At 36.0% G+C, this 14,482-nt stretch carries 9 protein-coding genes; 8 read left to right on the top strand and 1 reads right to left on the bottom strand.

Annotation, left to right across the window (positions count from 1 at the left end; genetic code table 11):
- Positions 1 to 48: 48 nt before the first annotated feature.
- Positions 49 to 5,793, bottom strand: a complete 5,745-nt coding sequence (locus P7122_RS02770) for a fibronectin type III domain-containing protein (protein WP_278004245.1) — start codon at positions 5,791 to 5,793, stop codon at positions 49 to 51.
- 627 nt (positions 5,794 to 6,420) lie between these two features.
- Here P7122_RS02770 and P7122_RS02765 point away from each other — a divergent pair.
- The 8 genes from P7122_RS02765 to P7122_RS02730 all read left to right on the top strand — a co-directional run bounded on the left by P7122_RS02765 (position 6,421) and on the right by P7122_RS02730 (position 14,479).
- Positions 6,421 to 6,804, top strand: a complete 384-nt coding sequence (locus P7122_RS02765) for an HU family DNA-binding protein (RefSeq protein WP_278004244.1) — start codon at positions 6,421 to 6,423, stop codon at positions 6,802 to 6,804.
- A 677-nt stretch (positions 6,805 to 7,481) separates the two neighbouring features.
- The gene (locus tag P7122_RS02760) at positions 7,482 to 8,066 is read left to right on the top strand and encodes an acyltransferase (protein WP_278004243.1); all 585 of its coding nucleotides are present in this window, start codon (positions 7,482 to 7,484) and stop codon (positions 8,064 to 8,066) included.
- On the top strand, positions 8,066 to 9,493 hold the full coding sequence (locus P7122_RS02755; protein WP_278004242.1) for a lipopolysaccharide biosynthesis protein: 1,428 nt from the start codon (positions 8,066 to 8,068) through the stop codon (positions 9,491 to 9,493). Before P7122_RS02760 ends, P7122_RS02755 begins: the two co-directional genes overlap by 1 nt.
- A gap of 123 nt (positions 9,494 to 9,616) precedes the next feature.
- Complete coding sequence (locus P7122_RS02750) at positions 9,617 to 10,153, top strand: serine O-acetyltransferase (protein WP_278004241.1); 537 nt, start codon at positions 9,617 to 9,619, stop codon at positions 10,151 to 10,153.
- A 76-nt stretch (positions 10,154 to 10,229) separates the two neighbouring features.
- Entirely contained in the window at positions 10,230 to 10,943 is a 714-nt protein-coding gene (locus tag P7122_RS02745; protein ID WP_278004240.1) for an acyltransferase, read from the top strand.
- Entirely contained in the window at positions 10,943 to 12,046 is a 1,104-nt protein-coding gene (locus P7122_RS02740) for a glycosyltransferase family 4 protein (RefSeq protein WP_278004239.1), read from the top strand. Before P7122_RS02745 ends, P7122_RS02740 begins: the two co-directional genes overlap by 1 nt.
- Before the next feature lies 1 nt (position 12,047).
- Entirely contained in the window at positions 12,048 to 13,196 is a 1,149-nt protein-coding gene (locus P7122_RS02735; protein WP_278004238.1) for a glycosyltransferase, read from the top strand.
- On the top strand, positions 13,193 to 14,479 hold the full coding sequence (locus P7122_RS02730) for a hypothetical protein (protein ID WP_278004237.1): 1,287 nt from the start codon (positions 13,193 to 13,195) through the stop codon (positions 14,477 to 14,479). Before P7122_RS02735 ends, P7122_RS02730 begins: the two co-directional genes overlap by 4 nt.
- Positions 14,480 to 14,482 lie beyond the last annotated feature (3 nt).

Below are 14,482 nucleotides of genomic sequence, written 5' to 3'. Positions count from 1 at the left end.
AAGCGCAACTTAACGGTTGCGCTTTCCTTCTTAATGTTACATTAATGATTATTTAATAATGACTTTTTGAGATTTTTCTTGCGTACCATTACTTAAGGTTACAATATAAACTCCATCAGAAAAATTAGAGGTATCTATGTGATGAACTAAAGTGTTAGTGTTTAATACAGAATGGTGTATCATACGACCGTGTATATCGTACACTTTTGCATTAGTGTCACTATGCAGTGCTCCGTGTATGTATATCGCTTTTGTAGATGCTTTTGTATAAATCTTAATGTTTTCAAAAGTTGCATCGGTAGTCGATAGTGCTTGTTCTGTAAATCTAAGATAGAATCTTCCCGTTCCTGTAATGTCTGAAATAGGACTAATAACATAATCAGTAGTATTTAGAAGCGTTGAAGTGTTGTTCTCAGTATCATCTAAATAAACCTTTATAGTACTAGGGAGCGTCGTTTCAGAGATGGTAAATGTAAGTTGCTCACCCATACTGGCATTAACTCCAAGTGGTATTACAATGTTTGTAAGGTCTGTAGAGTTAAGAGCCTGTAAGGCTATAGGAGTACCTGTATTGTTTTCTACAAGGTTAGAATATAATGAAAAACTAGGCGGTGTGTCTCCCCATAGTTTGGCATCATAGCCATGATCTAAGCCGGCACTTGCGTTATCATTAAAATAAAACTGAGTGGTGTAGTCGTTTGTAGCGGTGTTTGCATTCAGTTTTAAGTATGTTAACGCGCTAGAGTTACGTCCTGCAATAAAATCATCACCAGAGTTTACTCTTCTCATCGATGGGGCAAAAGTAATATCGTAACCAGCAACAAATGTGTCGTTTGCTGCAACAAAGAAACCTTGTCCTGGAGCCATGTCTCTGGCACCAGCATTTGCTAATGTTACCACATCCCAACCGTTTGATGCGCTGCCATCGTATCCATATATACCAGAAATGTCTTCAAGTATGTCAATGTTCCTTGTACCATCACCAAGATCATAATTCAAAAAGTCTGCCATATCAAGATATGTAGTATATGGGTTTCCTATAAGATTCCAGTCAGGATAATTTGCTCCGGTATCTTCTATGTTTACGGCAACAATAGAAGTTTCTACGGCTCCGGTAAAAGTTAGTGTTGTTCCGGTGTTTGTTGCGGCTCTGTAGCCTGTACCACTATTTAGGGTTACAACAGAAGCATCAGTATAGTTTAGCCAATTGTCTGTGGTTTTGTCAAAAGGTCCAAATGCATACGTAGTAGGACTGGTATTACCATCATCTAACAAGTCAGCTTCGTTGCTGCCATCTGCTAAGAAGCTAGCCCAGGTTTGTCCACCAAGCGGTGGTGATATTAAATCGTTACCGTTGCTTGTAGAATTTACATAACGCTCATAGGTTACAGTACCATTAATATTGCCTTCTAACATTAAATTAGAAAAATTATTTGATACGGATTCTAACGTCATCTTATCTGTTATCGTAAGTGTAGCTCCAGAGTTTAGGGTCATAGCTGCGCCAGGATTTACGGTAACATTATCACATTCGGTGTCAGAAGATATAATGGCATTGCCAGAGCTTACTACAATATCATCAACATATGAAGCATCACCACTAGGGTCGCTAGGAGACCACGTACCATTAAAGGTGTAAGTCACAGGAACAGGAATGGTTTCAACTCTAAAGTTATCGATATGAAAATCTACATCTCTTCCTGAAGCTCCCTCAGAAACATAAAATGCAAACTGAACTGTAGTACACGTAATGCCGGTTAAGTCTACAATTACAGTTTCGCCAGAAGCTGCTGGGATATTGGTGGCAAAATCGTAAAGTGTTGTCCAGTTAGTACCATCGTTGGAGTATACAAGACTTATTACGTCTCCGGCGCTAAGGGCATCTCCCAGTTCTGTGTCATTGTAGTCTGTTAGTGCTGCATCTACGCGTACTTGGTAGCCGTCTGCAGATAAATCAAACGACGGAGTTAGTAGCCAGTTAACATCTCCACTTTGCCATATATTAATATTGGTAGCACCTTCTCCGCTGGCTGTGGTGTGAGCAAATTCTTCAGCTATCCAGCCACTAGTAGTGTTAGTTGATGAAGGGCCTGATGTTAAATCACCATCTTCGCCTCTTAGCCAGCAATCAGGAACAAAAGTTGTAAAGTCTTCTAAATAATCAGGAAGTAAACTTGCGCAAGGATCTGCATCGGTTGTTGCGTTTGCAGAAGGTACAGTGGCATCTGTTTTGTAGTCGATATAACTTCCGGAATTTGTGTAAGGGTATATTTCAAAGCTATAAGGCGTGCTTGCTGTTAGACCTGTAAAAGTGTAAGTTTCTACACCAGGAGCTATATTTACTTCATAGTCATCATCAGACCAATCAGTGTCATTAGTAGCATCTGTACCATCTACAGGTGTGTATAATGTAGCTGATCCTGTTTTTGCGACAAGAAGAAATCCTTCTGCAGCTTGGGTGCCATCATTATCATTCCATGTTACAGTAATTTCGGTGTCAGAGTCAGCTACTGCAGAAAAAGAGGCAACATGGTTAGTGGTTTCAGGTGTAGGGTTAACGGTAAGTACACCAGAGACAAAGCTAGAGCCATTCCAGAAATTACCTCCATCGCCATCAGATATGTCGTTGCCTCCATAGCTGTATGGACCGCCATTAACTTTAAATCTACTTACATAGTAATACGTTCCGATAGGAAGTGTAGTGCCAAATGATGCTTGATATTCATCATTATTGCCAGAGTCGGTATTGTAAGAGGCAGGTAGCCAAGTCCAGTCAGAGCTTAAAAAATCAACAGTAGAAGTGGCGTCAGTAGTGCTCACTCCAATCCATGCTTCAACATTAGCACCTTGTCCTGCTGCATCAGTAATTCCTGGCTCGTAGATTTGTGCGTAAGCTGTAAATGAGCCTCCAGGTATTATGTTTGCTGTGCCTGGCCATTGCAGGTTTATAAAGTCTGCAGTATCTGTAGGTGATATAGCGCTTATGTTAAAGTTATCGATATGGAATTCTATATCCATACTTCCGCCAGTGTTTTCAGCAACATAAAAAGCAAATTGTACGTTACTATCTGTTAACGGTGAGATATCGAAAGATACGGTTTCACCAGAAACAGAAGGGGTATTGTCTTGATTCCAGGTTTCTAAAGTAACCCAGTTGGTGCCGTCTGTAGAGTACACAAGACGTACCTCGTCGTCAGTATCAAAACCGTCGTATAGAGTCGTGTCGTTATAATCTGTAAGTGCTACATCTACAACAATGTTGTAACCACCAGCAGACAGATCAAAATAAGGAGAAAGTAACCACTCGATATCATTACTGCCATATATATTTATGTTCACAGCGCCACCACCACTTGTAGTGGAATGCGCAAACTCTTCGCTATACCAATTACTAGATCCTGTAGAAGCAGGGCCTGAGGTAAGGTCACCGTCAGCAGCTTGTTCCCAGCAGGCGTCTAAAAATGTTGTAAAATCCTGAGTGTATTCTGGGGTTAATGTAGAGCAGGCTGTTGTAAAGTTAACAGGGCCTGTCCAAGCACTGTAATCGCTACCTCCACAAAAAGCTCTTATGTAAACTTCGTATGCTGTGTTGCTCGTTAAGCCAGATGCTGTGTAAGGGTTGTTTGTTGTCGCTGTACCAGAACCACCAGGCTCTCCGGTGCCGGCAGCTTGTACTACGATTTCCCAATCGGTTTCTCCGTTGTTGGCTGTCCAGCTAATTGTGGCTTCTGTGTCTGTAAAGCTGTCTATGGTTAAATCAGTAGATTCAAGACACGAAGGGAGCGGTTCAATTAAAATATTATCTAAAAAATAGCCGTCATAAGTTCCTGTTTGTCCATGTTTAAAGGCTAAATGCATATCACTTCCAGCAGGAATAGTAATGGTGTAACTCTCATAATCATCAGTAGCAAGAGTAATAGCTTGTATTTCAGTAAATGTTGAAGGGTCTGTTGCATCAGACATTGTTCCTAAAGATAGGACTTGACCTGTGCTACCATCGACATCAAATGACACTCTGTTTAGTCCAGAGGATAAGTCTGTTGTGCTCGGACTTACAAGAATATAGTTTCCAGTAGAGTCATAAGAATTATACATGTAAAAAGAATTTGCACCAGTAGAATTTACATAGCCATATCCAACCCCTTCATCTATAAACGACCAGCAACTTGGTACGGTAGGGTTAGAGGAACTGCCTGTAGCTGTACTGTCAAAATCTTCGGTGTAAGGTGCTGTAAATGTAGAGCAATCTGTTGTAAAATCTAAAGGACCAGTCCAAGCGCTGAGGTCTCCACCACAACTAGATCTTACATAAACTTCATAAGCCGTGTTGCTTGATAAGCTCATAGCTGTATAAGGATTGTCGGTTGTAGCAGTGCCAGAACCACTTGGTGTGCCTGTGCCATCAGCCTGAACTACAATTTCCCAATCAGATTCTCCATTATTAGCCGTCCAGCTAATTTGAGCTGTTTCCGATGTTACATTATCAAGTGTTATATCAGAAGGTTCAATGCAAGAAGGTGTTTCTTCTAAAGCAACTTCGTCTAGGTATATATAAGCATCGCCAGAACCGTAATTACTGGTGCCAATGAATTTTAATTTTATTGAGTTTGAAATGTATGTTGTAACATCATAGGTTTTTTCAATCCAATCTGTTTGTCCGGTTAACCCCGTTTCTAATGACGTATAGTTAGAACCTCCATCTGTGGAAATCAAAACTTCAAAATTTCCTCCAGTTGGATTTTTGTAATAAAACTTCAATCGCATAGAAGATAAGCCAGAAGCATCAATGGTAGGTGATATCAGCTCTGATGTATAACCATTAGAATTGTAGTATGAATTAAAGCGCATACCTCTGCCAGAGTACCCAGTAGCGTAGCTGCTAAAGTGGTAAGAACTTGAGGATGTTGTGCCATCAATAGACCAGCAATCTGGTTGTCCGGATGAGATGCTTTCAAAATCTTCAGTAAAAGGTGCTGTATAAATGGAGCATGTAGTAGTAAAATCTAAAGGGCCAATCCACTCACTATAATCGCTGACTCCGCAAAATGCTCTTACATATACTTCGTAAGAGGTGTTAGCGGTTAAGCTCATTGCTGTGTAAGGATTGTTTGTGGTTGCTGTACCAGAGCCGCTTGGTGCTCCTGTGCCATCTGCTTGCACTACAATTTCCCAGTCCGTTTCACTCCCATTAGTTGTCCAGCTTATGTTGGCAGTGGTATCTGTTACGTTATCTAAGGTTAGTCCAGATGGGGCTGGGCAAGTAGGTGCTTCTTCTATAGAGATGTTGTCAACATGCGGATTGTCGTAGCCATATATGCTCGTGCCTTTCCACGAAACTGTAACTGTGGCATTGCCAGCATACGCAGATAAATCAACAGTGATTTCACTCCAAGAGCTCACTACTGTAGGTGTGGTGTATTCGGAAGTGTATGTAGAACCGTCTGTAGAGACTAATACTTCTACAGTGTCAGCTCCGCCATCATCCCAATACCAAAATTTTAATAAGGGCGCTGTTGCAGAAGATAAATCAATGTTTGGTGTTATCATTTCAGCTTCAGTGCCTCCGGAATAGTCAAAGTCATTAAAAAAGGCACTATATGTACCATCTTGGGCGCTTCCAGGGCCGTTGTCATTTCCTTGGTCGATATCCCAATCATTAGTTCCGTTTGTTAACGTCCATCCAGAAGGAAAGGCGCCAGCGTTTTCAAAGCTTTCAGAAAAATACTGTGCGTTACTTTGCCATAGAAATGTTAGGGCAAACAGTGAGGTCAATAAAAAAAAGTTTTTCTTCATAATGATAGATTAGTTAATAGTAAATGCATCACACCATAAAGGTGATGGTCTGGGTAGGTAAGAAAAACGGAATCTTTGGGAGACCTTAACTGTGGGTTGAGTTTTTTGTTAAGGGCGAAAACAAATATATAAATAAAATTGAGTTGACAATGAAAACGTTAATAAATGGGTGTTGTTCTTTGTTGAATGGTTATTTTTTTGAGTTTAAATCATCTTTTTGTTTTAAAAAATAAGATTTCATCAGTTTAGGGGTGTTGGTGTTGCTCTGTATTGAAATTTAAGAAGCAAGATTAGAGTTGTGATGTAAATATTTGATTTTTAGAAGTGTTTTGGCTTTTTGGGTGGTGTAGGGCTTGATTTTGGGTGAAATATGTTGATAGTTATAAATAGACTTATAAAGGGTGGTGGTCTTTGCTTTTGGGTTTGAAGAGTCCATAATGTTGTTTTATGCTATGTTTTACAAGGGTTTAAGGTGAGTTTATTGATAAAAAATGCGCCTATAATTTGTTAAAAACTTTCTTTTAGACGCCTAAAAATAATTTGCATCTTTGTAAGTGTTGTGAAGGCGCTGATACACAGTGTACTGCATATAAGTATATATTTAATAATTAAATTTTTTTAAAGCCTATGGCAGTAAAATTTAAGGCGCAAGCCAAAAGAAATCCTCAGGATATAGCATTGCCTGAGAAGTACTACGCAGCAGCTATAGCTGATGGCGAAGTAGATTTAGACATGCTCGCAGAGCAAATTGCGTACGAGTGTACGGTAACCGAATCGGATTGTTATGCTGTGTTGCTCTCATTAGAGCGAAACATTATTCAGTCTTTAGATGCAGGTCGTATTGTAAGACTCGGGCGTTTAGGTAATTTTCAGGTCGGTCTTAGCTCAGAAGGAGTAGACACTGAAGCTGAGGTAAACGCAGGTTTAATTACAAAATCACGTATTTTGTTTAGACCAGGTAAACGTTTACGCCAGTTACTTACCAATTTAACTTATAAGAAAGCGAGTTAGGATCCGTTTTTTTTATTAGTCTAGAGCTATGTTGGCCTTGAGTGTTTCTTACCGCTCAAGGCCTTTTTATTTCTGCGTCCACGTTCGCTGAAGCTTTAGCGGAGGCGTAAAGCAGGAATCTTATAATAATATTAGACAAGATTTTAGGGTTAGACTAAAGAGGAAATCTAGCAGCACTTTTATTAGCTACATCATTACACATAATCCATCATTAAAAAATCGAGCAATTCTCAAAACTCCCGCAACTTACAAGCAAAAGCACCGCAACTTTTTATGGTAAGTTCAGCACCTTTTAGATAAAAGTTCAGCGTCTTTAGGTGTAGCGTACAGCACCTTTTGTAAAAAGGCATAAAAAAAGCCTAAAAAGCGAGTTAGGATCCTTGTTTTTTAGGCTAAAGCTATCTTGGCCTTGAGCGTTTCTTACCCACTCAAATCGATAGTGTGTTAGTGCAAAATTACTGATTTTTTTCAACTTTTATTGATTTTTTTGCTGAAGGTTAGAGCATAAACACTAATGTAAACTTATCATTTGCTTTAATTTAAAGTTAGCTTTATTATGATGCTAAGAGAAATGTTTTAGTTTTGCATGATGTTTCTTAAGGATAAGAAGTGGTTTGCTTCTTTTTTTGAGTGGTGAGTTGGTATTGGTTATAAGTTAATCACTAGTGCAATAGTCTATGTTAGCAATAAGAATTGAAAATAAGGTTAAAGTAGAATGGCAAAGTTTTAAGTCTAAGCTTAGATCCTTATTGCTTTTTGGAAAAATAAACAAGGTCTATTTTGGTAAAGGCGTTAGTTTAAGTGGTGCTTTAAAGTTTGGTGATAATATCCATATTATGGAGAACTCTAAATTGAGAGGGAAAAATACAATCATAGGAAGCAAGGTATTTATTCATGAAAATGTTTTGATTAGATCGCAAAAAGCTGTTGTTATAGGTGAGGGTACAACAATCAATAGAAATACGTGTGTGTTAGATAATGTTGTCATTGGAAAATATTGTTCCATAGCACCTAATTGTGTTATTGTAGGTTCTAATCATAATTTTAAAGAAGCAAGTCAACTTATAAAAAAACAAGGGATGTCATCTGAAGGTATAACAATTGGTGATGATGTATGGATTGGTGCTAATGTTACGATACTAGATGGAGTGGTAATAGGAAAAGGAGCTGTAGTAGCTGCGGGCGCGGTGGTTAATAAAAGTATACCTGAGTATATGGTTTTTGGTGGAGTGCCAGCTAAGTCTATCGGAAAACGAGCTTAATGAGAGGTTATCATTATTTATGGAGTGCTATACAGCGTTTTGGAACCCAAATCATAAGTTTTATTGGGAATGTGCTTATTGCACGTCTGCTAACACCAGATGACTATGGGCTTGTAGCTATGTTGGCAATTTTTATGAGCATAGCTATGAATTTTACAGAATCTGGTTTTGCTGATTATCTCATCAGAGATCCTAAATCTACATCTAAAGAATTTTCGGTTGTCTTTGTGCATAATATTGTGTTTGGAGTGCTCTTCTATACTATACTATATATTGCAGCTCCATGGATAGCACAGTTTTATGAAGAGTCGGAACTTGTTGTAATCACAAGGGTACTAGGACTAAATATCATTGTAAAAGCATTGAGCTTATCGGAGTTTACGAGAATGCGAAAAGCATTGGAGTTTAAGAATATGGCCATTATTCAAATAGTTAGTGCTTTAGTAGGGCTAATAGTAGGTTACCTAATGGCATTATATAATTATGGATACTGGGCATTGGTTGGTCAGGTGTTAACAATGGGTGTAGCTACATTGATAATGTTGACTGTGGTCAATGCATGGTGGCCCAAATGGTATTTTGATTGGAAAACGTATAAGGTTATGCGTAAGTTTGGAAACAATATGTTGGTATCTTACTTTACAAACCAAATAGGAGCCAATTTGTATGCAGTGTTTATTGGTAAGTTTCATAGTGCGTCGGCTTTAGGTTTTTACAATCAAGCAGAAAAAATCAATAAAATTAGTTTCCAAAGCATCAATGGGATTGTGTTAACAACCTCTTATTCTCTGTTGGCAAAAGAACAGAATAGGGTTAAGCGACTTAAAATGTATAAGAATCTGCTCAATTATTTTCTGTTTGTACATTTTGCAATAAGTGCATTTATAATAGGTGCAGCAAAATCTATTATGGGCTTTGTTTTTGGGACACAGTGGTTGCCAACGGCTCCTCTTTTGCAATTAGTTTTAATTTCTTTTCTATTACAACCACTTGTTACTATTAACTCAAACATTGTTAAGATAGAAAACAAACCTCATATATATCGCAACCTTACGTTTTTGAGAAATGGATTGTTACTGTTGATGTTGTTGATAACCTACACATTTTCAATTGAAATTATTTTGATAGGACAAATTATAGCAAGAACAATAGCGGCTGTGGTAAGTGTTTTTGTTTGTGGAAAGTATATTAAGTTTTATCCTTATGAACAGTTCAAGATTTTGGCAGTTCAATTGTTAGCGCCAGGTATTGCCTTGATGGTAATGTGCCTTGTTCTATATAAATTTGGTCATCATAATTTTCTAATGAGCTTAATGATTTCTATTGGCTTTTATATTATTGTTTATATTGTTGTTAATGTGATGGTTAAGAATCGTACATTTTATGAGGTTTTCTCAAAGTTAAAACTTATGTTAAATAGAAAGTGATGATTGTAATGTGTTCTAAAATAGTATTGAAATTAAAGATGCTGTCTGCTGCTAGTAAAAATGAAATATTTGGAATCTATCTATTAGACATTTATCTTAATTAGCACATAGAAACAACTATATATGAATAAAATCATAAAAGCTGACCTATTTAGATATGGAGGTCAAACCAAAATTAGGCAAGGCAAAAAAATACCAGGATTTAAGTTTATGTATTACTTTAGAAAGGCCTCTAAATATAAAGATAATAAAGTATTAGGTCTGTATTACCGATATAGGTTAAGTAGACTTAGAATCAAGTATGGCTATCAAATAAAAATAGAAACTAAAATAGGTTCAGGCTTTTATATAGGTCATTTTGGTACTATTGTAATTAACCCTAAAGTGCAAATTGGTGAAAATTGTAACATAGCTCACTCAACAACAATTGGTGTCTCAAATAGAGGTAAGTATAAAGGTGTACCTAAGATAGGAAATAATGTATGGATTGGAACGGGTACTGTAATTGTTGGTAAGATTACAGTAGGGAATAATGTGTTGATAGCTCCTAATGCATATCTCAATGTGGATGTCCCAGATAACTCTTTAGTTATTGGAAATCCAGCTAAAATTACTCAAAAGGCAAACGCAACTATGGGGTATATAAATAATATTTTATGATTTATGTAAATAAAAGGTGGTATGATAAAACAGTAAGGGTGATAAAAGTTGGCTCTTACATTGAAAAATGGATGTTATGAGTGGAAAGAATAAACTGAAATCAAAAATTGAAAATCTTAAACTACGTTGGGCACGGACTTCACCCAAACGCTATATTAAATTTTTAAGAAAAAAAGGAATAAAAATAGGAAATGATATATTCATGACGCCAGATGTAAAGTCGATTTCTATAGATATTACAAGACCTTCGTTGATTGAGATAGGGAATAATGTTAGAGTGAATAAAAATTTAACTTTAGTAACACATGACGGTGCGTTCTATGTATTAAAAAATCTATATAATGAGTTTATGCCTAAATCTGGAAGAATTAAGGTAGGTAATAATGTCTATTTTGGTCGCAATTGCACGGTTCTTATGAATGTTGAGATTGGTGATAATTGTATAATAGGTTTTGGTTCAGTTGTAACGAGAAGTATTCCTGCAAATTCAGTCGCAGTTGGTGTACCTGCTAAGGTGATTTGTACAATTGAAGAGTATTATGAGAGAAGAAAAATAGAATCTGTTCAACAAGCCTTAGATTATGCAAGGAGTATTCACGAGCGATTTAATCGAAAACCAAAAATCGAAGAATTCTGGGAAGAGTTCCCGTTGTTTCTAAAAGGAGATGAACTTCATGAGAAATTACCAATAAAGAGACAATTAGGTAAAGCCTATGGTCATTACAAGGTTAATAATAAACCTGTCTTTGATGGGTTTGATGATTTTTTAAGAAAAGCAGGTATAGAGTAATGATAGGTAAAAGGGTTGTTGTTATGCATCCAGCATACTGGGAGCAAGCTATGGGTGGTGCAGAGCTACAGATTTATTATTTAATAAAGCATCTAAAGACTGCAGGCTACGAAGTACACTATGTGTTTGAAGATAAAAAAATCCCCTACAAAAACATTCTCAATGTTCAATTGCATCCATTACATGCAATAAAGATAAAAAAGACATTTGGGCAAAGATGGTTTTTATACAAAGCACAATTAGAGAAAAAATTAAACGAGATAAAACCAGATGCTATTTATACAAGATTATATTCATCTTGGGGTGGCTTTGCTGCTGACTATTCTTTATCAAACGATTGTAAATACATTTGCGCAGTGGCTTCTGATAATGATTTGAAAGTTATAAAAAATGTAAACTTGCTTTTAAAGCCTTTTAACATAGTAGAAAGGTATTACGCAAACAGGTCGTACAAGAAAGCTACTTTTGTTTTAGTTCAAAATAATTTCCAAGCGCAAAGGCTTAAAGGGAAGTATAATAGAGAAGGGGTTAAAGTCAATCAATCTACAGAGTTTGTAAATGAAGAAGATATTCGTAAAGAAAGATCTCCGATAAATGTGTTATGGATCGCTAATTTTAAAAAGCTAAAACGACCTGAACTTTTTATTCAATTAGTTGAAAGATTAAGAAGTTTTTCAAACATTAATTTTAAGATGATAGGTAGGGGAACAGATGACTATAAGGTGTTGTTAAATAAATCTTGTCTTAGATTTGAAAATTTCGAATACCTTGGTGAAATGTCTAATAAAGAAGTTAATAAGTTGCTTTTAAAATCACATATCCTTGTAAATACAAGTGATTTTGAAGGGTTTTCGAATACCTTTGTGCAGGCTTGGATGCGTAAAGTAGTGGTTTTGAGTATGAATTCTAATCCAGACCACATATTAACAACCAAAAAAATAGGGTATGTATGTCCAACTGTAGACCTGTTAGCAGAAAAAATTGAAATACTTTTGCAAAACAGTGAGTTAAGAAAAGCTATGGGGCAAAAAGCATATAACTATGCAGTGTCTGAACATGATGTAGAGAAAAATATAAATAAGGTAATACGTTTAATGTCATAGTATGTATAAATTTCATTGGTTAGAATCTAAACAATTAGACAGGGTCACTAATTATTCTACAGAAATAGAACCATTAAGGTATGCGTTGGATAATAATATTAAAGCATACTATTACTGTACATACGCTAAGGCGCCAAAGTATTTTGGCCTAAAAAATAGAATCGTCTACCTCAGTAGTTTTAAAAATAAGCTTTTAAATGCTGTCGAGTTTCGCATTAGGGTGGTATTAAGAACGCTTAGGGTTGTAGTTGCCGAAAAAAATAGTGTAATTATGGTCAATCAAGATTTGGTAGCCCTTGTTATGCCCGCATTTTTTGTCAATAAGCTATGCCGTAAAAAAAATAAATTTATAGTAGATATTCGTACAACTCCTACGCAACCAAAAACATTTGATGCCGATATGGTTAATTTTCATAAGAAGTTTAACCTGGCGGTTAAGTTTTTTCATGGATTTAGTTTTATTACACCATTTATGGAGAAGTATGTTATGCAGGAGTATAGTAAAGAGAACTATAATAGTGTAAACTGGAGTTCGGGTGTTAATATAGATGTCTTTAACCCTAATGTTCATAAGAGAAAGAACCATACAAAGACCTTTAAAATCTTTTATCACGGTGGTATTTCAGTGTCTAGAGGGAACTTAAACTTAATTAAGGCTATAGAAATATTAAGAACTGAAGGACTAGATATAGAATTATTACAAGTAGGTATTATAGTAGACCAAGAAATTATAGATTATGTAGAGCGTAATGCCCTCCAAGACTGGTGTCAACTTTTACCACCTGTAAGTATAGAAGAAATTCCACAGTTAATTGCAGATTCAGATTTACCTGTTTTACCATTCCCTAATTTTATGCCATGGCGAGTATCTAGCCCTATAAAGCTAATGGAATATTTAGCAATGGGCAAAAAAGTTTTAGCGCCAAATATGGAAGCGTTTACAGATGTTTTTAAATCTAATAAAGAATTACTTTATTATTTCAACACTAACGCTAATGATCAGGTACTAGAGTTAAAAAATAGTATAGAAGCAATTTACAGCGACAATAATTTTGTTACTTTTAATGAAGAATGTTCAAACTTTGTTGCTAAAAACTACACATGGTATAAGCAAGCTCAAAGGCTTTTTAATTTTGCTCAGCAATTATGAATGGCATAAAGTTTAAGGTCTTAATATTAGCTATAATTCTTGTTTTAACCCAAGGGTTATTAGATCGTCTCTTTTTTGTGAGTGATATAATAGGTTATATTATAGATGCAGTTGTTTTATTAGCAGTAGTCTTTTATTTTAGGTACTCTTTTAAAGTGCCTGGTGCTAAGTTTTTTCTCTTGTTTTTAGTAATATGCTTTTACATTGGTTTTGTTAATAATAATAGTGTGGTAGAAACATTTTTGTATTTAAGGTACCTAATTTTCACCTATTTATTGTTCAATCAATTATATGTTAGTCCTTTGAGTATAAAACAATGGAACTTATTGCTAAAGCTTTTAGTTGTAATGATAGTGCTGCAAGGGCTAGGGTCTGCTTTCAATGTTTTTATTTTGCAGCAAAGGGTAGAAGGGTATGTTGGGCTTATGTCTAGTGTAGGAGGTACTACAGCAACAGCATTTCCTGTTTTAATTTCCGTTATGGTCTCAACATACTTCTTGTTCAAACCAAAAATGACTAAGCAAGATTGGTTATGGTGTGGTACAGTGTTAATTAGCGCCTTTTTAGTCGGTTATTCTAGTGGAAAAAGAGGTATTTATTTCTACATACCTGTCTATATGTTTTTAACGTTTATGCTTGCAGCAAAGCATTTAGCAGTATATAGTTTCTTTAAGAAAAAAATATTCAACGCTTCATCAGTTCTCGTAGTGCTATTTCCGTTATTTATTTTTGGAATACAAAACTCAAAAGGATTTAGCTATAGTTTAGATGGGTCAGAAAGTGCATCACAAACCATTAGTTCTGCAATTAGTTATGCTGAGAGTTATGAGGGAGCTACTGACCAATATGGGCGAACCATCGGACGGTCTAATACATCAATGAGAATTCTTGGCTATAGCCTATCTCAGCCAAGTTTCTTTTTTTTTGGTGAAGGTTATGGAGCAATGAAAAGTGAAGCTGTAAAAAAGACTTTAGGTTTTCGTTACGGTATTGTTGGTTTTACCAGAGATTTGGTTTCTGGTGGCTGGTTTTTAATGTTAGGAACAATGTATCTGTTTTACTTCATTATTTTAAAAAATAAGTACTATACCACAAAAGGCACTAAAGTGCTAAGAACATTATTAATGTTGGTTTTTATTGGTGTGCACTGTTTTTATTCTTCAGATTTTAGTGTGAGCTTAAAACTAACAGTGTTTTTAGTGCCTGTAGCAGTTTTAATAAATAGCCCATATCAGGCTCACGTATTAAAGCATATCGTAAACATTAAAAAAATAGCCTTTTAGATG

This window comes from Winogradskyella marincola (assembly GCF_029624125.1).
Classification (GTDB): Bacteria; Bacteroidota; Bacteroidia; order Flavobacteriales; family Flavobacteriaceae; genus Winogradskyella; species Winogradskyella marincola.
This window is presented reverse-complemented; position numbering and strand designations above follow the sequence as displayed.